The 20648-nt window shown below is 75.5% G+C and carries 14 protein-coding genes; 12 read left to right on the forward strand and 2 right to left on the reverse strand.

Annotated features, from left to right (window positions below):
- Window positions 1–27 precede the first annotated feature (27 nt).
- The 6 genes from ACGF5C_RS09765 (at window position 28) to ACGF5C_RS09790 (ending at window position 11652) form a co-directional block, all read left to right on the forward strand.
- A complete protein-coding gene (locus ACGF5C_RS09765; protein WP_393298967.1) occupies window positions 28–3735 on the forward strand; it encodes a DUF4132 domain-containing protein in 3708 nt (1235 codons plus the stop codon).
- Window positions 3732–4835, forward strand: coding sequence for an AAA family ATPase (locus ACGF5C_RS09770; protein WP_393298970.1), 1104 nt, complete (start codon window positions 3732–3734; stop codon window positions 4833–4835). Before ACGF5C_RS09765 ends, ACGF5C_RS09770 begins: the two co-directional genes overlap by 4 nt.
- Window positions 4835–7135: a DUF5682 family protein gene (locus ACGF5C_RS09775; RefSeq protein WP_393298973.1), complete on the forward strand. Its 2301-nt coding sequence runs from the start codon at window positions 4835–4837 to the stop codon at window positions 7133–7135. Before ACGF5C_RS09770 ends, ACGF5C_RS09775 begins: the two co-directional genes overlap by 1 nt.
- The gene (locus ACGF5C_RS09780) at window positions 7132–8259 is read left to right on the forward strand and encodes a VWA domain-containing protein (RefSeq protein WP_393298976.1); all 1128 of its coding nucleotides are present in this window, start codon (window positions 7132–7134) and stop codon (window positions 8257–8259) included. The genes ACGF5C_RS09775 and ACGF5C_RS09780 overlap by 4 nt, the downstream gene beginning before the upstream one ends.
- Before the next feature lie 142 nt (window positions 8260–8401).
- Window positions 8402–10528, forward strand: a complete 2127-nt coding sequence (locus ACGF5C_RS09785) for a hypothetical protein (protein WP_393298979.1) — start codon at window positions 8402–8404, stop codon at window positions 10526–10528.
- A 152-nt stretch (window positions 10529–10680) separates the two neighbouring features.
- A complete protein-coding gene (locus tag ACGF5C_RS09790) occupies window positions 10681–11652 on the forward strand; it encodes a DNA polymerase domain-containing protein (protein ID WP_393298981.1) in 972 nt (323 codons plus the stop codon).
- A gap of 109 nt (window positions 11653–11761) precedes the next feature.
- Here ACGF5C_RS09790 and ACGF5C_RS09795 read toward each other — a convergent pair whose 3' ends face one another.
- Window positions 11762–12268 (reverse strand): Lrp/AsnC family transcriptional regulator, encoded by a 507-nt coding sequence (locus tag ACGF5C_RS09795; RefSeq protein WP_393298984.1) that lies wholly within the window; start codon window positions 12266–12268, stop codon window positions 11762–11764.
- Between the two features lie 105 nt (window positions 12269–12373).
- Here ACGF5C_RS09795 and pdhA point away from each other — a divergent pair, with 105 nt between their 5' ends.
- The 6 genes from pdhA (at window position 12374) to ACGF5C_RS09825 (ending at window position 19918) form a co-directional block, all read left to right on the forward strand.
- Window positions 12374–13540, forward strand: coding sequence for a pyruvate dehydrogenase (acetyl-transferring) E1 component subunit alpha (gene pdhA, locus ACGF5C_RS09800; RefSeq protein WP_393298987.1), 1167 nt, complete (start codon window positions 12374–12376; stop codon window positions 13538–13540).
- Window positions 13540–14556 (forward strand): alpha-ketoacid dehydrogenase subunit beta, encoded by a 1017-nt coding sequence (locus tag ACGF5C_RS09805; RefSeq protein WP_393298990.1) that lies wholly within the window; start codon window positions 13540–13542, stop codon window positions 14554–14556. Before pdhA ends, ACGF5C_RS09805 begins: the two co-directional genes overlap by 1 nt.
- Window positions 14553–15920 carry a dihydrolipoamide acetyltransferase family protein gene (locus ACGF5C_RS09810; protein WP_393298993.1) on the forward strand — a complete coding sequence of 456 codons (1368 nt, stop codon included), beginning with the start codon at window positions 14553–14555 and terminating at the stop codon, window positions 15918–15920. The genes ACGF5C_RS09805 and ACGF5C_RS09810 overlap by 4 nt, the downstream gene beginning before the upstream one ends.
- 137 nt (window positions 15921–16057) lie before the next feature.
- Window positions 16058–17722: a right-handed parallel beta-helix repeat-containing protein gene (locus tag ACGF5C_RS09815; protein WP_393299170.1), complete on the forward strand. Its 1665-nt coding sequence runs from the start codon at window positions 16058–16060 to the stop codon at window positions 17720–17722.
- A gap of 321 nt (window positions 17723–18043) precedes the next feature.
- Complete coding sequence (locus tag ACGF5C_RS09820; RefSeq protein ID WP_393298996.1) at window positions 18044–19309, forward strand: Ig-like domain-containing protein; 1266 nt, start codon at window positions 18044–18046, stop codon at window positions 19307–19309.
- A 258-nt stretch (window positions 19310–19567) separates the two neighbouring features.
- Entirely contained in the window at window positions 19568–19918 is a 351-nt protein-coding gene (locus ACGF5C_RS09825; protein WP_393266173.1) for an STAS domain-containing protein, read from the forward strand.
- Between the two features lie 111 nt (window positions 19919–20029).
- Here the strand turns inward: ACGF5C_RS09825 and ACGF5C_RS09830 are convergent, their stop codons facing one another.
- Window positions 20030–20422 carry an FKBP-type peptidyl-prolyl cis-trans isomerase gene (locus ACGF5C_RS09830; protein ID WP_357699385.1) on the reverse strand — a complete coding sequence of 131 codons (393 nt, stop codon included), beginning with the start codon at window positions 20420–20422 and terminating at the stop codon, window positions 20030–20032.
- Window positions 20423–20648 lie beyond the last annotated feature (226 nt).

A 20648-nucleotide genomic window follows, 5' to 3' on the forward strand; every position in this document is an offset into this window, starting at 1 on the left:
CACAACGCGGGTGATCAAGGAGACAGGGTGCGCACGTTCGAGTACGTGGGTGGCAGCGCGGCCAGGTTCTGGCAGGTGGAGCGGGACGACGCGACCGTGACCATCCGGTATGGACGCCTCGGCTCGGCCGGCCGGACGCAGGTCAAGGAGCTCGGCTCCGCCGCAGCGGCCGCCACGTACGTCGACAAGCTGGTCGCGGAGAAGCTCCGCAAGGGGTACGCCGAGACGGCCGCGACGGGGACGGCCGTCACCCCCGCGCCCGCCGTCCCCGCCTCGCCCGCCGTCCCTCCGGCCGAAGCGCCCGCCCCCGCCCCCGCCTCCAGCGCCGCCGCCGTCGACGCCACCGAGGACGGTACGGCGACCGCGAGCGGGCCTGCCAGCGGCTCGGCCCTGCCCGACGAGGAGACGTTCGTGGTGCCGGACGCCTGGCGGCGCAATATCCTGCCCCGCCACGACGGGGTGCCCGGCACGGCGTTGCCGCGCGGCCCCAAGGCGGTGCGCGCCGCCGAGGAGCTGCTGCGCTCGGTGCGGGCGGGCGTCGAGCGGTTCGTCGAGCGGGGCGGCGCCCCCGACGTCATCGAGGCGCTGCGCGCCCACCTGGCCGGCGACACGACGCCGCTCGGCGCGGGCGCGCTCATCGTCACGGTGGCCCACGAGGTCGGCTGGTACGACACCAACCGCCTTCGCGCCCTGGCCGACGGGATGGTCGCCACCGACGGCGTGGTCTTCGCCGCCCGCGCCCTGGCCGAGTCGGCCGACCTGCACACCGGGTGGTGCTCATGTCGCGACGGCGAGAAGTGCCAGCTCAGCCGGCAGCAGGGTAGGACCGGGGCATGGTGCGACCGCGACGGGCGGCTCGCGGTCGCCCGCCGGGTCCGCGCACACCTGGCCGCCGCGAGCGTCGAAGACTACGCTGCCGCCCGCGCCGCCCTGGCCGGGTACCGGGGCGCTGCCCTCCCCGTGCGGGTGATGCTCTCCTTCCTCATGCCCACCGAGGCCGACTGGGTGGCCCAGGATGTGGACGACGTGGCGCGCGCCGGCGACCACGATTTCGCCGAGCTGATGCTGTTCTCCGTCAACACCGCCGAGCAGTGCGCCCGCATGGCCGATGAGGTCATCTCCCTCTACTTCCTCCTCGAGGACGCGAACGTGGTCACCACGGCGACCGCCGCCGTCGGCCCGGCGCTCGCCCCGGTGCTCGCGGAATGGTTCGACAACCAGCACCTCGGTGCCAAGAGGCGGCGACGGCTGGTGTCGCTGATGTCGGCGTTCCCCACTGACGAGGCGATGCGCCTGCTGCTCGACCGGCTCGACCAGACGTACGTGCAGGCCGGTGTGCTGACCATGCTGGAGCGGTTCCCCGTGCGCGGGCTGCGGCTGCTCGCCGCATCGGCGGAGGGAAACACCCCAGCGGCCCGGGAGGCGGCGCAACTGCTGCACGGGCACGCAGCAGCGAATCCCGCCGCCGTCGCCGCCGCGCTGCCCGGGCTGGGCGACGCCGCCCGGCAGCGGGTCACGGAGGTGCTCGCCGAGCTGGCGTCGGCGGTGCCGCAGGCCCGGCCCGAGCAGCTCCCGCCGGTGCTGGTCGACCCGCCGTGGCGGCGCCGGAGCGAGCCCGCGTCCGTGCCGCCGGTGACCGGCGTGCGGCGGGTCGAGGAGTCGGCGATCGCGTGGCTGCCGGGGGAGCGCGAGCGGTTCGCGGCGATGACCCCGACGTACCTGACCGACCGGCTCGACGACCGGTCGATGACGGACATCGCCCGGGAGATGGCGGCCTCCGGCCGCGTCGCCAGTGACATCGCGGTCGTGTTCTACACAATGGGGCCGGAGGCGCTGGCCCGTCCGCTGATCTCGCGCTGGCGGGCCAGCTACCCCCACAACGCGGAGTACTGGCTGCGCTGCGTGCTGGGCCGCTTCGAGCGGGATGCCCTGCCGGTCGTTCTGCGCCGCGCCCAGGCCGACCCGGCCGCCATCGCCGAGGTACTCCTGCCGGTCGCCGACTCCACCGTCGCCGACCTGATGGCGGGCCGGCTCGACCGGTCCAAGTCGCGGACGGTGGCCCTGGCCTGGCTGCACCGGCATCCGGCGGTCGCCGCCCGCGCGCTGCTGCCGGCGGCCCTGGGCATGCCCGGCCCCGCGCAGCGCGCCGCCGAGCGGGCCATGCGCGTCGTCGCGGTGGTGGACCCCGAGGCCGTGCGACGGGCCGCCGAGGGGTACGGGCCCGAGGTCGTCGCCGCCGCAACCGCCGCCGGGCTGCTCGACGCGGACCCGCTGGCGCAGCTTCCCCCGACGATGCCCACCCTGCCGCCGTGGGTGGACCCGGCGCAGCTCCCGCCGGTCCTGCTGCGGGACCGCGCCGCGACGCTGCCCGCCGACGCCGTCCGGCACCTCGGCACGATGCTCGCCATCTCCCGTCCCGGCGAGGTCTACCCGGGCGTCGACCTGGTGCGGCGGGCCTGCGATCCGGCCTCGCTGGCCGAGTTCGGCTGGGCGCTGTTCGAGCGCTGGCAGGCCGCCGGTCACCCGCCGAATGAGGGCTGGGCGCTCACCGCGCTGGGCTGGCTCGGCGACGACGAGACCGCCCGCCGGCTCGCGCCGGTGATCCGTGCCTGGCCGGGCGAGGGCGGCCACGCCCGGGCGGTCACCGGCCTCGGCGTGCTCGCCTCGATCGGTACCGACGTGGCGCTGATGCACCTGTGGGGCCTGTCGCAGAAGGCCCCGTTCCGGGGGCTGCGTGAGCAGGCCGGGCGGCACGTCGCCGCGGTCGCCGCCGGCCTCGGCCTCGACGCCGAGCAGCTCGGCGACCGGCTGGTGCCCGACCTCGGCCTGGACACCGACGGCAGCCTGGTCCTCGACTACGGCCCCCGGCGGTTCACCGTCGGCTTCGACGAGCAGCTCAAGCCGTACGTGGTGGACGACAGCGGGGCCCGCCGCAAGGACCTGCCCAAGCCGGGGGCGCGCGACGACCAGGGCCTGGCGCCGGCGGCGTACCAGCGGTTCACCGGCCTGAAGAAGGATGTGCGTACCCTCGCCGCTGACCAGATCCGCCGCTTCGAGGCCGCGATGGTGACCGGGCGCCGCTGGCCGGCCGCCGAGTTCCGTCGGTACTTCCTGGACCACCCGCTGCTGTGGCACGTCGTGCGCCGGCTGGTGTGGGCGACCTTCGACGCCGACGGGGCGCTCGGCGTCGCGTTCCGGGTCGCCGAGGACCGCAGCCTCGCGGACGTCTCCGACGAAATCTACGAGCTGCCGGCCGAGGCGACCGTGGGCATCGCGCACCCGTGGCACCTCGGCGCGGCGGTGCCGGCGTGGGCGGAGCTCTTCGCCGACTACGAGATCCTCCAGCCCTTCGCCCAGCTCGGCCGGGAGGTGCACCACCTCGCCGCCGACGAGCGGGACGAGAAGGTGCTCGGCCGGTTCGCCGGCGTCACCACCGAGACCACCCGCCTGCTCGGGCTGGAACGGCGCGGCTGGCGGCGCGGCGACCCGCAGGACGGCGGCTTCCAGCAATGGTTCGAGCGGATCCTGCCCGGCAATCGGGCGATCGTGGTCGACATCGACCCGGGCATCGCGATCGGCGCCGTCGGCGAGTTCGCGAAGCAGGAGATCACGCGGGTGTGGGTGAACGACCGGCCGTACGGCGACTGGCGTGGCCGGGGCCGGGTCCGCTTCGGCGACCTGGACCCGGTCGTCGCCTCCGAGCTGCTGCGCGACCTCACGGAGGTGACCCGGTGAGCGGGGCCGACGCGACCGCCAGGCGGGCACAGCGCCCCCCGGCCGAGGTGCGGCACGCCGACGAGCTGGCCCGGCTGCGGGCCGACGACACCGACCCCCGGCCGCCCGGCTGGGCGCTGAGCCTGCGCGCCGCCCGCCGGTTCATTCTCGGCGACCCCGCCGCCGGGATCACCCGCAAGTTCGTCGGCGACCCCTCGCTGATCGACCGGGCGCTGGTCGCGCTCGCCACCAGCCGGGGGCTGATGCTGGTCGGCGAGCCCGGCACCGCCAAGTCGCTGCTGTCGGAGCTGCTCGCCGCCGCCGTCAGCGGCGAGTCGACGCTGACCATCCAGGGCGGCGCGTCGACCACCGAGGACCAGATCCGCTACTCCTGGAACTATGCGCTGCTGGTGGCCGACGGGCCGTCGCCGCGCTCACTGGTGCCCGCGCCGCTGCTGCGCGGCATGGCCGAGGGCAAAGTGGTGCGCTTCGAGGAGATCACCCGCTGCCCCCTGGAGGTGCAGGACTGCCTGCTCTCCCCGCTCTCGGACCGGGTGCTCGCCATCCCCGAGCTGCCCGGGGCGGAGGCGATGGTGTTCGCCGGGGAGGGCTTCAACGTCATCGCCACCGCGAACACCCGCGACCGGGGGGTCAACGAGATGAGCGCGGCGCTGAAGCGGCGGTTCAACTTCGAGACGGTCTTCCCGATCCCGGACCTCGCCACCGAGCTCGACCTGGTCGAGGCGGAGGCGACCGCGCTGCTGGCGCGCTCCGGGGTGGCCGTGCCGCCCCGCCGGGACGTCCTGGAGGTGCTGGTCACCACGTTCCGCGAGCTGCGCACCGGCGTCACCGAGCGGGGCGACGCGATGGAGCGGCTGTCGGCGGTGATGAGCACCGCCGAGGCGGTCTCCGTGGCGCACGCCGTCGGGCTGCGCGGCTGGTTCCTGCGCGGCGAGCCGGGCGACCCGGCCGACGTGGTCGCCTGCCTCGCCGGCACCGCCGCCAAGGACGACGCGGAGGACCTGGCCCGGCTGCGTCGCTACCTGGAACAGCAGGTGCCCCGGCGGTCCGGTCCGCAGTGGCAGGCGTTGCACGACGCCCGGCACCTGCTGCCCGGCTGATGGCGACCGGCGCGCCCGCCGACGTCCACTTCCTCGGGGTCCGCCACCACAGCCCGGCCTGCGCCCGGCTGGTGGCGCGGACCATCGCGGCGGTGGAACCGGCGTACGTCCTGGTGGAGGGGCCGGCGGACCTGAACGACCGGCTGGACGAGCTGCTGCTCGGCCACGAGCTGCCGATCGCCGTGTTCACCGCCTACCGGGCCGGCGGGCACCGGCACGCGTCGTGGAGCCCGTTCTGCGACTACTCGCCGGAGTGGGTGGCGCTGACCGCCGGGCGACGGGCCGGGGCGGAGGTCCGCTTCATCGACCTGCCCGCCTGGCATCCCGCGTTCGCCCACCGGGACAACCGGTACGCCGACGCCGAGCAGCGCTACGCCGAGGTGGTCGAGCGGCTCTGCGCCACGTACGCGGTGGACAACGTGGACACGCTGTGGGACCACCTGTTCGAGGTCGCGCCGCCCGACGGGCTCGCCGAGCGGCTGGCCGCGTACTTCGACCTGCTGCGGGGCGAGTCCGACGCCGGGGCGGACGACACCGCGCGGGAGGCGTACATGGCCCGCTGGGTGCGCGCCGCCCGGGCCCGGGCCGGCGGCCGGCCGGTGCTGGTGGTCACCGGCGGGTTCCATCGGCCGGCGCTGGTCCGGCTGGCCGCCGCCGGCGACCCGGGCCCCGCCGACGGCTGGCCGGAGGTGCCCGCGCCCGCCGAGGGGGCGACGGCACGCAGCTACCTGGTGCCGTACTCGTTCCGGCGGCTCGACGCGTTCGACGGCTACCAGTCGGGGATGCCGTCACCGGAGTACTACCAACGGCTCTTCACGGACGGGCCGCAGCGGGCCGCGGACGGGCTGGTGGAGACGGTGGTCGGCCGGCTGCGCGAGCGCCGGCAGCAGGTCTCGACCGCCGATCTGATCGCCGCGCGCGCCATGGCCGCGGGCCTGGCCCGGCTGCGCGGCCACCCCCATCCGGCCCGCGCCGACGTGCTCGACGGGCTGGTCTCCGCCCTGGTCACCGACGCGCTGGAGCAGCGGCTGCCGTGGACGGCCCGGGGCCGGCTGCCGGCCGGGACGCACCCGGCGGTGGTGGAGATGGTCGCCGCCCTCGGCGGCGAGCGGTCCGGGCGGCTGCACCCCGACACCCCACTTCCGCCCCTGGTCCACGACGTCGCCGCCGAGTTGGACCGGCACGGGATCGACCTGCGGGGCGACGTCCGGCTGGACCTGACCGACCCGGCCGACCTGGCCCGCAGCCGGCTGCTGCACCGGCTGCGGGTCCTCGGCGTGCCCGGCCACGTACGCGAGCGGGGCCCCGCCCTGGGCGCGGCCCCGGAGCTGACCGAGCGCTGGACGGCGCGCCCCGACGACGAGCGGCTGGCCGTGCTGATCGAGGCCGGCGGGCACGGGCCGACCGTCGTGGACGCCGCCGCCGCGCACGTCGAGGAGCGGGCCGGCAACCTCGGTGGCGACGTGGACGGGCTCGCGGAGCTGCTCTTCGACGCCGCGCTGTGCGGGCTGCGGGAGCACTCCGGGCGGGCACTGGAGGCGATCACCAGGGCGGTGGGCGGGGCCGGCCGGCTCGCCCCGCTCGGCCGGGCGCTGGCCGCCGTCCTCGCCCTGTGGCGGCACGACGTGCTGCTGGGCAGCGCCGGCGACGCCGGGCTCGGGGCCGCGATCGTCGCCGCCGTGCGGCGTACGCTCTGGCTGGTCGAGGGGATCCACGGCGCCGGGGCGGCGGAACCGGGGCGGCTGGCCGCCCTGGTGGCCCTGCGGGACGCGGTCCGGCACGCCGGCCCGGCCCTCGGCATCGACCCGGCGCCCACGCTGGCCACGGCGGCCCGGGTCGCCGCCGACCCGGCCGCGCCACCCGACCTGCGCGGCGCCGCGCTCGGCCTGCGCTGGTCCCTGGGCGCCGGCGCGGAACCGGCCCGCGCGGTACGCGCGATGGCCGCGCCGGGCACCCTCGGCGACTGGCTCGCCGGGCTCTTCGCGCTGGCCCGCGAGCAGGTGGTCGGTGGCGAGCGGGAGTTGCTCGACGTGCTGGACACGCTCTTCGGCGAGCTGACCGGGCACGACTTCCTGCTCGCCCTGCCGGCGTTGCGGCAGGCCTTCTCGTGGTTCCCGCCCCGGGAACGGGAGGCGATCGCCGGCCACCTGCTGACCCGGCGGGGCACGACCGGTTCCGCCCGGTCCCTGCTGCGCCTGCCCGTCGACCCGATGCTGGTGGCCAGCTCCCGGGCGCTCGACGCGGAGGTGGACGCCCTGCTCGCCTGCGAGGGGCTCGACCGGGAGGGGAGCCGACGATGACGGAGGCATCCGATCCGACGCTGGAACGGTGGCGCCTGGTGCTCGGCGAGGCCGCGCACGACGGCCTGGGTGGCCCGGCGCTGAGCGCGGAGGCGCAGGCCCGGGACGCGGCGCTGGACTGGCTCTACGGCCGCGACGAGGAGCTGGCCCGGCGCGGCGTGCGGCGCGGCGGCACCGGGCCGTCGGTGCTGACCACGGTGGACTGGCTGGACGGGATCACCCGGCTGTTCCCGAAGGAGACCGTCGAACGGCTGGAACGCGACGCCGTCGAGCGGTACGAGATCCACGAGGTGGTCACCGACCGGGAGCTGCTCGGCCGGATCGAGCCGAACCCGACCCTGCTGCGGGCGGTGCTGCGCACCAAGCACCTGATGAACCCGGAGGTGCTGCGGCTGGCCAGGCGGATCGTGGAGGCCGTCGTCCGGCAACTGGTGGAGCGGCTCGCCGCCGAGATCCGGCAGTCGTTCTCGGGCGCCCGCGCCAGGCGGCCCAGCCGGTTCCGGCAGGCCCGCAACTTCGACGTCCGGCGGACCATCCGGGCGAACCTCGCCCACTGGCGCCCCGACGAGCGTCGGCTGCACATCCGGTCCCCGCACTTCTTCTCCCGGACCCGCCGGCACCTCGACCGCTGGCAGGTGATCCTGCTGGTCGACCAGTCGGGCTCGATGACCGGCTCCGTCATCCACGCCGCGGTCACCGCCGCCTGCCTGTGGGGGCTGCCCGGGGTCCGCACCCACCTGGTGGCGTTCGACACCGAGGTGGTGGACCTGACCGCCGACGTGGACGACCCGGTCGAGCTGCTGATGAAGGTGCAGCTCGGCGGCGGCACGGACATCGCCCGCGCGGTCGCGTACGGGGCCGGGCTGGTGGAGAACCCGCGGCGCAGCATCGTCGTGCTGATCACCGACTTCTACGAGGGGGGCGACGCGGGCGCGCTGGTGCGTACGGTCCGCCAGCTCGTCGGGCAGGGCACCCACGTGCTCGGCCTCGCGGCCCTCGACGAGGCGGCCGAGCCGGTCTACGACCGGGAGACGGCGCAGCGGCTCGCCGACGTGGGCGCCGGGGTCGGCGCGATGACGCCGGGGGAACTGGCCGCGTTCGTCGCCGAACACGTGGGGCGGTGAGCGTGGTGACCGGGCGACGTGTGTCCCGCCCGCCGGGCGGCCGAGGGAGGGGGCGAGCGGGGCCGGCCGCCCGACGTGGGGAGATGATGCGGCGCTCTCCGGCGCCGGTGCCCGGCCGGCCCGATCGGACGAAGGAGGAGCGTTGAACCGTGCCGACCTGCTGGCGCTCACGCCGGAGGTGCTGGCCACCCTGACCAACCGGGGCCTGGTCAAGCGGGCCGCCAAAGCCGTCGACGGCGGTGACCTGCCCACCCTGGACATCGGGCCGGACGGCACCGTCGTGGCCGACCATCCGGACGGTACGCGCAGCACGCTGCCCCAGGCCGGTGGGCTCACCGCGGGCACCTGCTCCTGCGGGGCGCCCGGCGTCTGCCGCCACCTGCTGGTCCTGGTCCTGGCCTACCAGCGCCACCCCACCCCCGACCCCGACCCCCTCCCCGCCCCCACCCCCGACGCCCTCCCCACCGCGCCACCCGCACCGCCACGCGACCTTGCACTTGCTGCCCAGGCAAAGCCGACAATCCACCCGTGCGGCGGGCCGAAAGTGCAAGATCGCCGTGTCGAGGGCGGGGGCCGGGCGGTGGGGGTGGGGCGGGGTGCCGGGGCTGGGTGGGTGGACTGGTCGCCGGGCGCGTTCACCGACGAGGAGGTGGAGGAGGCCGTCGGGGCCGTCGCGGTGGCCGCCGCCCGCCGGCTGTTCCGGCGCGGTTACCCGGCCCGGGTGCGCCGGCCCACGGCGCGGGACCCGATCCCTCAGGTCGAGCTGCCCTCCCGCACGGTGCGCTTCCTCGTGCCCCATCAGCTCGGCTACGCGCAGACCGACGCCGCCGTGGGCCAGGGCGAGGCGGTCGCGCTGGCGGTCTGGGCCTGCCGGGTCGCCGACCGGGAGCGGCCCGCCGGGCGCGACGTGCAGGTGCAGGTGGGCGGCGGTTCCGCCGTGCTGGACCGGCCCGCCCTGGACCGTGCCGTGGAGCTGGCCGGGGAGGTGCTGCTCGCCGGGGCGGCGCACCTCGGCGCCGGCCCGGTCGCCGCCCTCGCCGCGGCGCGCCGCGACCTGGACGCCGCCGGGCTGCGCTGGCCGCTGCTCGCCTTCGACGAGCTCGCCGCGCAGCTCGACGCGTACGCCGACCGGTCGGCCCGCTACCGGCCGGCGCTGCTCGCCGAGGTGGTCGCCGAGCTGCACGCCCGTCGGCGGGCGGTGCGCAACGGCGGGGCCAGCCCGGCCGCCCGGGTGCTGGGCACCGAGGAGCCGGCCGAGGCGCCGCTGCGCCGGATCCGGCTCACCGGCGTCGGCGCCCGGGTGCGCGAACTCGGCGGCGAGCGGATCGTCGAGGTCTTCCTCGCCGAGCCGGAGACGGGCGGGGTGCTGGTGCTGCGCCGGGAGTGGCCGGCGACCGACGACGCCCCGGCGACCGGGCACCAGTTGGCCGGCCGCCGGGTGGCCGGCAGCACGCTCGGCGTGCTCGCCACCGGCAACGTGGTCACGGAGTCGGCGGTACGCAGTGCCAGTCGCCGGATCCGCTTCGCCACCGCCCGGATCGCCCGGACCACCGTCACGCCCGGCGCGGGGGCCTGGGAGCGGATGCCGGCCGGTCTGCTGGTCGACGACCTGTCCGCCCTGGCCGAGTCCCTCGCCGACCTGCCGCCCCGGCTGATCCGGCCCAGGGTCGACGCGGAGGCGGTGCGGCTCGTCCGCGTCGGCGAGGTGCGGTCGGTCCGGTATGCCCCGGGCGAGCAGCGCCTCGACGCGGAGGTGACCGACCCGACGGGAGCGGTGGCCACCGTCTCCGCCGTGCACCGGCCGGTCTGCCCGGGGGCACTGGACAGCCTCGCCGCCGCGCTGGCCGGCGCGCACGGCCCGCCGCGCTTCGTCAGCGGCACGGTCCGGCGTACCGTCGGCGGGCTGGTCGTGGAGCCGCTGGCGGTGGTCGCCGACGTCACGGTGCTCGTGCCGGATCTGGCGCCCGGGGCCGGCGACGGTGCCCTGGCCGGCGGCCTGGCCCCGGCGCCGGACCGGGTGGGCGCGGCGCTGCGCGACGGCCTCGGGCTGCTCGCCGAGGCGGCCCACACCGGCCTGCGGCATTTGCCGAGCAGTTTCCCCGACCGGTTGCGTGCGGCGGCCACCGCGTTGGCCGCGGTCGGCCTCGACGGCGGCGCGGACCGCCTCGGCGCGCTCGCCGGAGCGCTCGGCCCCGACCCGGGTGCCGGCGTGGTCGGGGCCTGGGTGGACGCCCAGATCCGGCTGCTCACGACCGCCGAGTGCCGGTGAGGCCGCGCGAGCCCGCAGTCGGGCCGCGCGGGCCGCGCGAACCCGCAGTCGGGGCACGGGGGCCGCGCGACGCCGCGCCCGCCGAACGGCCCGGGGCGCGGCGGGGCCGCGACGGGCCGTGCCGACCGGCCAACCGGGTTACGGTGTCAGGCGTGGCGACGCCGGCCGAGGAGATCAAGGTGGGGGAGCGGCTGGTCCGCGTCTCCAGCCCCGACAAGCCGTACTTCCCGGAGTTGGGGCTGACCAAGCTGGACGTGGTGCGGTATTTCCTGGCCGTCGGCGACGGCGTCCTGCGCGCCCTGCGGGACCGGCCGACCATGTTGGAGCGGTGGCCGCGCGGCGTCTTCCCGGGGGCGAAGATCGGCACCCGGCAGGACAACCGGGGCGACGCCTTCTACCAGAAGCGGCTCCCGGCGGGAGCGCCCGAGTGGGTGCGCACCGCCCACATCACCTTCCCGAGCGGGCGCACGGCCGACGAGGTCGCGCCGAGCGAGCTGGCCGTGGTGATCTGGGCGGCGAACCTCGGCACGCTGCGGTTCCACCCGTGGCCGGTCTCCGCCGCCGACGTCGAGCGGCCCGACCAGCTCCGGATCGACCTCGACCCGATGCCGGGGGTGGGCTTCGACCAGGTGGTGCCGGTGGCCCACGAGGTGCGCGCGTTCCTCGACGAGCTGGGGCTGACGGGCTATCCGAAGACCACCGGCGGGCGGGGCCTGCACGTCTACCTGTCGATCGAGCCCCGGTGGAGCTTCGGCGAGTGCCGGCGGGCGGTGCTGGCGCTGGGCCGGGAGATGCAGCGCCGGCTCCCGGAGCTGGTCACCACCACCTGGTGGCGGGACCAGCGGGACCGCCCGGTCTTCGTCGACTACAACCAGATGTCCCGGGACCACACGATGGCCTCGGCGTACTCCATCCGCCCCATCCCGCAGGCGCTGGTCTCCGCGCCCCTGGACTGGTCGGAGCTGGACGACGCGCGGCCGGAGGACTTCGACGTCACCACGATGCCGGCCCGGTTCGCCGAGCGCGGCGACCCGCACGCGGGACTCGACGACCGGCGCTTCTCGCTCGAACCGCTGCTGGAGTTGGCCGACCGGGAGGGGCTGGAGGCCCCGCCGGAGCGCTGAGCCTGCCGGCCACGGTGGACCGCGCCCGGAGTGCCGAGCCCGCCGGCCGCCGCGGGCCGGGCCGGCGGGCCGCCGGAGCGGTGCGCCTGCCCGGCCATCCCGGCGCGGCTCACTCCCACGGGCTGCGGTCGCCGTCGAACTCGTCGAAGACCAGCCAGGTGCGGGTGGACAGCACCCCGGCGATGCTCTGCACCCGGCCCAGCACCACGTCCCGCAGCGTGGCGTTGTCCGGCGCCCGGACCAGGGCCAGCACGTCGTGGTCGCCGCCGAGCAGCGCGGCGTGCTCGATGTAGCGCACCCGGGCCAACTCCGCCGACACCTCCCGCCAGGTGTTCTGCTCGATCTTGAGCGCGACGTACGCCGAGGTGCCCAGCCCCGCCGCCTCGGGCGCGACCTGGGCCCGGAAACCGGTGATCACCCCGTCGCGCAGCAGCCGCTCCACCCGCGCGTACGCGTTGGTGCGGGAGATGTGGATCCGCTCGGCGAGGGTGCGCACGGAGGTGCGGCCGTCGCGGACCAGTTCGTCGAGGATCCGCCGGTCGACCTCGTCGAGGGGGCGGGCCGAACGTCCCGTTCCGGCGGCCGACTCCGTGCTCGGCCCGGACTCCTGGCTCATCTCGATGTCTCCCGCATGCCATCCGTCCCGCGTTTGTCATGGATCTTGAGTCAATCATCCGACGGCAGGAGCATAGGCCCACCACACGTCCCAGGAGGTCCCGCCGTGACGACCACACCCGAGGCGGTCCGCAGGGCATCCCCGCGCAGCCGCCGGAAGGCCACCCCGCCCGACCCGGCCAAGCCACTGCTGCCGGCCACCGAGCCGGTCCGCCTGCTCGATCCCGCCGGCACGCCGCTGCCCGCCCACGCCGACTACCCAGAGCCGCCCGTCGAGGCGCTCGCCGACATGTACCGGCGGATGGTCATCGGCCGCCGCTTCGACATCCAGGCCACCGCCCTGACCAAGCAGGGCCGGCTGGCGGTCTACCCGTCCTCGCGCGGCCAGGAGGCCTGCCAGGTCGGCGCGATCCTCGCCCTGCGCGACGACGACTGGGTCTTCCCGACCTACCGGGAGTCCATGGCGCTGGTCTCCCGGGGCATCGACCCGGTCGAGGTGCTGACCCTGCTGCGCGGCGACTGGCACTGCGGGTACGACCCCGCAGCCCGGCACACCGCGCCGCAGTGCACCCCGCTGGCGACCCAGTGCGTGCACGCCGCCGGGCTGGCCTACGGCAAGGCGTACCAGGGGCGGGACACCGTCGCGCTGGCCTTCATCGGCGACGGGGCCACCAGCGAGGGCGACTTCCACGAGGGCGTGAACTTCGCCGCCGTGTTCAAGGCGCCGGTCGTCTACTTCGTGCAGAACAACAAGTACGCCATCAGCGTCCCGCTGTCCCGGCAGACCGCCGCCCCGTCGCTGGCGTACAAGGGCGTCGGCTACGGCGTGCCCAGCGAGCAGGTCGACGGAAACGATCCGGTGGCCGTCCTCGCGGTGCTCACCCGCGCGGTCGCGCACGCCCGCGCAGGCTTGGGCCCGTTCCTCGTCGAGGCGCACACCTACCGGATGGAGCCGCACACCAACGCCGACGACGCCACCCGCTACCGCGACGGCGCCGAGGTCGACGCCTGGCGGGACCGGGACCCGGTCGCCCGCCTGGAGACGTACCTGCGGGCGCGGGACGTGCTCGACGACGCGCGCGTCGCCGCGATCGCCGAGGAGGCCGAGGCGTACGCGGCCGACCTGCGCACCCGGATGAACGCGCAGCCGACGGTCGACCCGATGAGCCTCTTCGACCACGTCTACGCCGAGCCCACCCCGCAGTTGGTCGAGCAGCGCGAGCAGGTCCGCGCCGAACTGGCCGCCGCCCAGGACGAGGAGGGTCAGCGCTGATGGCCACCCTGACCATGGCGAAGGCGCTCAACGCCGCGCTCGCCGACGCGATGCTCGACGACGACCGGGTGGTCGTCTTCGGCGAGGACGTCGGGGCGCTCGGCGGCGTCTTCCGGATCACCGACGGCCTCCAGGCCCGGTTCGGCGACAAGCGCTGCTTCGACACCCCGCTCGCCGAGGCCGGCATCGTCGGCTTCGCCGTCGGGCTGGCCATGTCCGGGCTGCGCCCGGTGGTCGAGATGCAGTTCGACGCGTTCGCGTACCCGGCGTTCGAGCAGATCGCCTCGCACGTGGCGAAGCTGCGCAACCGCACCCGCGGCGCGCTCAGCGTGCCGATCGTCATCCGGGTGCCCTACGCCGGCGGCATCGGCGGGGTCGAGCACCACTGCGACTCGTCCGAGGCGTACTACGCCCACACCCCCGGCCTGAAGGTGGTCACCCCGGCGACGGTCGAGGACGCGTACTCGCTGCTGCGCCAGGCGATCGACGACCCCGACCCGGTCGTGTTCATGGAGCCGAAGAAGCTCTACTTCTCCAGCGCCGACGCGGAGCTACCCGCGACCGCCCCGCCGATCGGCCGCGCGGTCGTGCGCCGCCCGGGCCGCGACGCCACCCTTGTCGCGTACGGGCCGGCGGTGCCGGTCGCGCTGGAGGCCGCCGAGGCCGCCCGCGAGGAGGGCTGGGACCTGGAGGTGGTGGACGTGCGCAGCATCGTGCCGTTCGACGACGAGACCGTCACCGCCTCGGTCCGCCGCACCGGCCGGTGCGTGGTGATCCAGGAGGCGCAGGGCTTCGCCGGGGTCGGCGCCGAGATCGCCGCCCGGGTGCAGGAACGCTGCTTCCACGCCCTGCACGCCCCGGTGCTGCGGGTGTCCGGCCTGGACATCCCGTACCCGGCGCCGATGCTGGAGCACACCCACCTGCCGTCGGTGGACCGGATCCTCGACACGGTGGCCCGGCTCCAGTGGGACGACCAGCCGGACGGGCGCTGGCTGACCCGGGGGAGCGCGGCGTGACCGCCGTGGACGGGGCGCAGGTCTTCCTCCTGCCCGACCTCGGGGAGGGGCTGAGCGAGGCCGAGATCGTCGAGTGGCGGGTCGCCGTGGGCGACGTGGTCACGGTGGACCAGACCGTCGTCGAGGTGGAGACCGCCAAGGCCGTCGTCGACGTGCCCTGCCCGTACGCCGGGCGGGTCGTCGCGCTGCACGGCGCGGCGGGTGAGGTCCGCCCTGTCGGCCAGCCGCTGGTCACCATCGCGCCGGTGGACGGCGACGGCGGGGCGGGCGACGAGCCCGCCGGGCACGCCACCTACCGCGAGGAGGAGCGCGCCGGCTCCGGCAACGTCCTGATCGGGTACGGCACCGGCCACGGCGGCTCGGGGCGGCGGCGTCGCCGGCCCCGCCTCGCGGTCGCCTCCGACCCCCGCCCGGCCGAGCCCTTGGCGGCGCCCGCCGCCCCGGCGGTGGCGGCGGACCGCCCGCACGAGGCGGCGCCCCTGGTCATCTCGCCGATCGTGCGCCGGCTGGCCCGCGAGCACGGCCTCGACCTGGCCGCGCTGCGCGGCACCGGCCCCGGCGGGGTGGTGCGCCGCGCCGACGTGGAGGCCGCCGTGGCCGAGGCCGCCTCGCCGGCCGCCCGGCTCGCCGCGGTGCCGGACCAGCCTGCCGGGCCGGCCACGCCGGACGCGGCGGACGTGGTGGTCCCGCTGACCGGCATCCGCAAGGCGATCGCCGACAAGCTCTCCCGCAGCCGGCGGGAGATCCCCGAGGTGACCATCTGGGTCGACGTCGACGCCACCGGACTGCTGGAGACCCGGGCCGCGATCAACGCGGCGACCCCGGACGCGCCGGTGAGCATCCTGGCCCTGCTCGTCCGGATCTGCCTGTCCGGGCTGCGCAAATACCCGCAGCTCAACGCCCGCGTCGACACCGAGGGCGAGCGGATCGTCCAGTCCGCCGGAGTGCACCTGGGCATCGCCGCCCAGACCGACCGGGGGCTGGTCGTGCCGGTGCTGCGGGACGCCCAGCGGCTCACCACCGCCGAGCTGGCCGCCGAGCTGACCGCGACCACCACGGCCGCCCGGGCCGGCACGCTGCCCCCGGCGCGGCTGACCGGCGGCACGTTCACGCTGAACAACTACGGCGTCTTCGGCGTCGACGGCTCCACGCCGATCATCAACCACCCCGAGGCGGCGCTGCTCGGGGTGGGGCGGATCGTGGACAAGCCGTGGGTGGTGGACGGGCAGCTCGCGGTGCGGAAGGTGACCCAGCTCAGCCTGACCTTCGACCACCGGGTCTGCGACGGCGGGGTGGCGGGCGGTTTCCTGCGGCACGTCGCCGACTGCGTCGAGCAGCCGGCGCTGCTGATCGCCAACGTCTGACCCGCCGCGACGGCCCCGGTTCCGCCTCCCGGCGGCGCCGGGGCCGTTGCCGTCGCGGCCGGCGTTTCCCCGAATGCGGTCCGGGAATGCGGGCCTGGCTGTCCCGCCGAGGGGAGGACGAGGTGGCGTACCCGGACATGCCCTCCGCCGGCGGCGTGCGCCGCTACGCGGTCGCCGGTGCCCCGCTGCTCTGTGACGCCCGGGAGCACGGCCTGGTGGGCGACGGCGAGACCAACGACCAGCCGGCCCTGGCGGGGTTGGTGGACCGCCTCGGCGACGCGTACGCCGCCGACGGCCGGGTGCGGATCATCTACTGCCCGCCCGGGGTGTACTCGATGCGGGACTCGGGCACCGTCTGGCGTTCCGGGGTGTCGCTGACCGGGGCCGGCCCGGGGGCAACCCGCTTCGTGCTCAGCAACGCCGGCAACCGGGCCGATCCCGCGCCGCTGGCCTTCCACACCGCGCAGCAGCACGGGGCCGGCCGGGAGCGGCACCTGGCCGACTGCACCTTCGCCGACTTCGAGATCGACGGTTCGGGCGTGGCGTCGGCGGACTACAACCCGCTGGCCAAGGGGCTCGGCCTGCAGTACGTCGTCCGGGGCATGTTCCGCAACCTGTACATCCACCACACCGCCGCCACCGGCCTCGGCTGCGACTTCCTCCAGGACTGCCTGATCGACGGGGTGCTGGTGGTCGGCTGCGGGCGACTGGACAACGGCACCGAGATGGGCGGCGCGGGCATCGGCATCGGCGTCGGCGGCTGGGGCAGCGTCGAACGGTTCAACATCGTCAACTGCAGCGCGGTGGCCAACGCGACCAACGGGATCTTCCTGGAGTTGCAGGAGGCGAGTCACCTGCGCCCCCGCGGGGTGCGGATCATCGGCTGCCACGCCCAGGGCAACCGGTTCGGCATCTCCGACTGGGGCGCGAACGGCCTGATCGTCTCCGCCTGCACGATGACCGGCAACCTGGAGGCGGGCTTCCACGTCTCGGCGAAGGGCACCACGCACACCGCCGGGCGGGGTGGCCTGCTCACCGACTGCGTGATCGACGGCAACCTGGGCGACGGGGTCAGCATCGGCAACACCCCGGGCCCCTACACGATCCGCGGCAACCGGATCAGCGGCAACGGCCGGTACGGCTACCACCAGCGCAACCTCGGCGGCGTGGAGGAGCAGATCGCCGAGGAGATCGTCATCGAGAGCAACGACTTCTACGGCAACAGCGCCGACGCCATCCGCATCGACCGGCCGCTCCGCGACATGATCCTGGTCGGCAATCGGATCCGCAACAACGGGCGGCAGTGTGCGCCGGCGATGAGCGGGCACGGCGACTCGGTGCGCTACAGCGAGCGGAAGGTGGTGGACCGGCGGGCGACCTGGCCGAACGACGGTCACCGGGGCAAGGTGGTGCGCGTCGGCGACGGGATCGCCATGGTGGCCGCCAACGACGACACCGAGCTGACGCTCGCGCCGATCCGTCCCGACGCCTCCAGCGGGTGGAGCGGGGGCACGCCGCTGCCGGGAACGCCGTACGAGCTGCCGGCCGGCCCGCCGGTGCGGGCCGGCATCACGATCAACGCGGCGGCCGACTCGGCCACCATCCGGGGCAACCGGATCTGGGACAACAAGCACCCGAGCACCCAGAACCACGGCCTCTGGATCACCGACGAGGGCAGTTGCGTGGACTGCCGGGTGGAGGACAACGACCTCGCCGGCAACGCCGACTCCGCCATCCGCATGGACACCCCGCCGGTCGGCGGCCGGTGGGAACGCAACCACGGCGACGACGACTGGACCTGAGCCGGCGCCACGCGGGTGGCCCAGGTCCGCCCGGCGGTTGCCGTCGCCACCGGCACGAGGCCGGGGCGGGGCACCGGGGGTGGGTCGGGTGGGAACGGCGCGGGGCGGCGCAACCGGGACGCGGCGGCATGGCCGGGCTCCGGCGGTGCGGGTCCGGGCGATCCCGGACGGACCCGGAAACGGGGGCGCCCGGACTCATTCCGCGCAGTCCGGCAAAATGCGCCCCATAATTGCTTTTCTCTTTTCGCCGAAAATTGCGCGCCCATCCGGGCGGTATGGAGAGAATGTGGCGGAGGACGCCAATTAACGGGGGGACGCATCATGAAGTTGAGGCGGCGACTGACGGTTCTGGCCGTGACCATCGCGGCCACGCCGTTGGCCCTCGGCGGGTGCACCGCCGACCGCAAACCGGGTGCCGGGCCGGCCGAGGGCCGGGCGGCTGCCCCGGAGTTGGCCGTGACGCCCGCCGACCGCGCCCGCGAGGTACCGGTCAGCGCCGAGGTGGGGACCGTCGTCAAGGGTGGACGGGTCACGTCGGTCCGGATCACCGACGACAAGGGCGCGCAGATCAAGGCGGAGCCCCGGGAAGACGGCTCGGGCTGGGTGCCGAGCCGGCCGTTGCAGCCGCGGCGCACCTACACCGCGGAGGTGACCGCCACGGGCGACTCGGGGAAGACCACCACCCGGAAGACCACCTTCACCACGATGCCGAAATCGTCGAAGCCGGAAATCACCAGCACGTTGTATTTCGCCGGCAACCGGACGTACGGCACCGCCATGCCGGTGACCGTCGCCTTCGACCCGCCCATTCCGAAAGAGGCCAGGGCGGACGTGCAGCGCCGATTGTTCGTGAAGACCGACCCGCCGCAGCCGGGCGCTTGGTCGTGGGTGTCCGACGGCAGCCAGGTCTATTACCGGGCCCCCGATTTCTGGCGCCCGGGCACCACGATCAGCGTCCGGGCCGGGCTGGAGGGCCTGCCGATCGGCAAGGACCGGGTCGGCGACTCCGACCGGACCGCCACTTCCAAGATCGGCCGACAGGTGGCTCTGGAGATCGACAACGCGACCAAGCAGATGTCCGTGGTGCGCGACGGCAAGGTCGTCCGCAAGATCCCGGTCAGCATGGGCAAGCCGAGCACGCCGACCTCCAGCGGCAAGATGGTGATCATGGAGAAGCACGAGCAGACGACGTTCGACACCCGGGGTTCGGCCGACCCCTACGTGGTCGACGTCGAGGACGCCCAGCGCCTCACCTGGGGCGGTGAGTTCATCCACGCGGCGCCGTGGTCGGTGGGGGACCAGGGCAACACCAACGTCTCGCACGGCTGCACCAACGTCTCGAACGAGGCCGCGGACTGGCTGATGGGCGTCACGCAGGTCGGCGACCTGGTCACCATCAAGGGCACCGAGGTCGGGTTGAACGAGGGCAACGGCTGGACCGCGTGGAACGTCGGCTGGGACGAGTTCGTCAAGGGCAGCGCGCTGCCCGTGCCGGCCGGGCTCCGGCCGGCCCCGTCGCAGGCCCCGCACCCGGGCGCCGTGGCCGGGGGCTCGCCGGTGCCGGCGCCGTCCGTCCGCGGCGGCTGACCCGGCCGTACGCACACCGGGGACCGGTCCGCCGCCAGGCGGGGCCGGTCCCCGACCTGCCGGGCCGGCGGGGCACGGCGTGGCACCCGCCGGCTCTCGACTCCGGGCGGCGGCGCGGGTGGGTTGGAGATCACCGCGGCGGTGCGGTTCTCCTCCCTGAGGAGGATCAGGGAGGCCCTCGGGGGTGACCCTGGGTGGACCCGGATCCCGTCCCTGGGCAGGGCGGAAATGTCGGTGGTGGGGGCTAGATTCGTCGGCATGGGGCAGCGTGAGGACAGGTTCCACGTCGAGGTCAGCGTGGACGATTACGTGGTGGACGTGCGGGCGATCGGCGAGGTCGACATCGCCACGGTCGCCGCGTTCCGCTCCGCGCTCTGGGCGGCCCCCGCCCGGCCGGTGCTCCGGCTGGATCTCTCGGGCGTCCGCGTGCTCTCCGCCGCCGGGGTGCGGGCGCTGGTCGCCGCGCACCTGCGCATCCGCGCCCGGGGCGGCGAGCTGGTGCTGCTGCACCCCGACCCGGTGGTCGCGCGGGTGTTGCGGGCCACCGGCCTGCACCGGGTCATCCCGATCGTCGACGCGTGCGCCGACCGGGAGCTCGTGGCCTGCTGACCACCCCCGACCGATCGGGTGCGTGTGGGGCCGGACCGGCCGATCGGGTGCGTGTGCGGCCCGGGACCGACCGCGCGTGGGCGGGTCGGCCCCGGGCCCGTGCTCAACGGCTCAGCGCACGCCGACCAGGTCGACGACGAAGACCAGGGTCTCGCCCGGCTTGATGACGCCACCCGCGCCCCGGTTGCCGTAGCCCAGGTGCGGCGGGATGGTCAGCCGGCGCCGGCCGCCGACCCGCATGCCCACCACGCCCCGGTCCCAGCCGGCGATGACCTGCCCGGCACCGAGCCCGAACTCGAACGTCTCGCCCCGGTTCCAGGAGGAGTCGAACTCGCGGCCGGTGGAGTGCGCGACCCCCACGTAGTGGACGTCGGCCAGCTGCCCCGGCTGGGCCTCCGGTCCCTCGCCGACGGTGATGTCCTCGATGACGAGATCGGCGGGCGGCGCGCCCTCGATCGGGCCCACCTCGGGCTTGCCGGAGCGGGCGCCTGCTGCCTGGTTCATACGGGAGTCTCCTGCCGTTTCGGTCCTGATGTCCCGGTCACCATCCTGCCGGATGGCGACCGGCCGGCGCGCGGCGGTCCCGGGAGCGGCCCGCGTTCGTCGACGTGTCGGCGATGCGCGAGCCCTCGGCGCCGCCGGGCGGGAAAGCCGGGTCCGGCCAGGCGCGACGGCTTGGGCGTACGCACGGACCAGCGGGCGTCACCGGTGGTGACGCCCGCTGGGTGAG

This window comes from Micromonospora sp. NPDC047620, from assembly GCF_043205005.1.
Taxonomy (GTDB): Bacteria; Actinomycetota; Actinomycetes; order Mycobacteriales; family Micromonosporaceae; genus Micromonospora.

Coding starts and splice junctions, on each gene's coding strand:
- ACGF5C_RS09775 (WP_393298973.1), top strand. CDS start 4,835: ATGGCGACCGGCGCGCCCGCCGACGTCCACTTCCTCGGGGTCCGCCAC.
- ACGF5C_RS09780 (WP_393298976.1), top strand. CDS start 7,132: ATGACGGAGGCATCCGATCCGACGCTGGAACGGTGGCGCCTGGTGCTC.
- ACGF5C_RS09795 (WP_393298984.1), bottom strand. CDS start 12,268: ATGAGCCAGGAGTCCGGGCCGAGCACGGAGTCGGCCGCCGGAACGGGA.
- ACGF5C_RS09805 (WP_393298990.1), top strand. CDS start 13,540: ATGGCCACCCTGACCATGGCGAAGGCGCTCAACGCCGCGCTCGCCGAC.
- ACGF5C_RS09815 (WP_393299170.1), top strand. CDS start 16,058: ATGCCCTCCGCCGGCGGCGTGCGCCGCTACGCGGTCGCCGGTGCCCCG.
- ACGF5C_RS09820 (WP_393298996.1), top strand. CDS start 18,044: ATGAAGTTGAGGCGGCGACTGACGGTTCTGGCCGTGACCATCGCGGCC.
- ACGF5C_RS09825 (WP_393266173.1), top strand. CDS start 19,568: ATGGGGCAGCGTGAGGACAGGTTCCACGTCGAGGTCAGCGTGGACGAT.
- ACGF5C_RS09830 (WP_357699385.1), bottom strand. CDS start 20,422: ATGAACCAGGCAGCAGGCGCCCGCTCCGGCAAGCCCGAGGTGGGCCCG.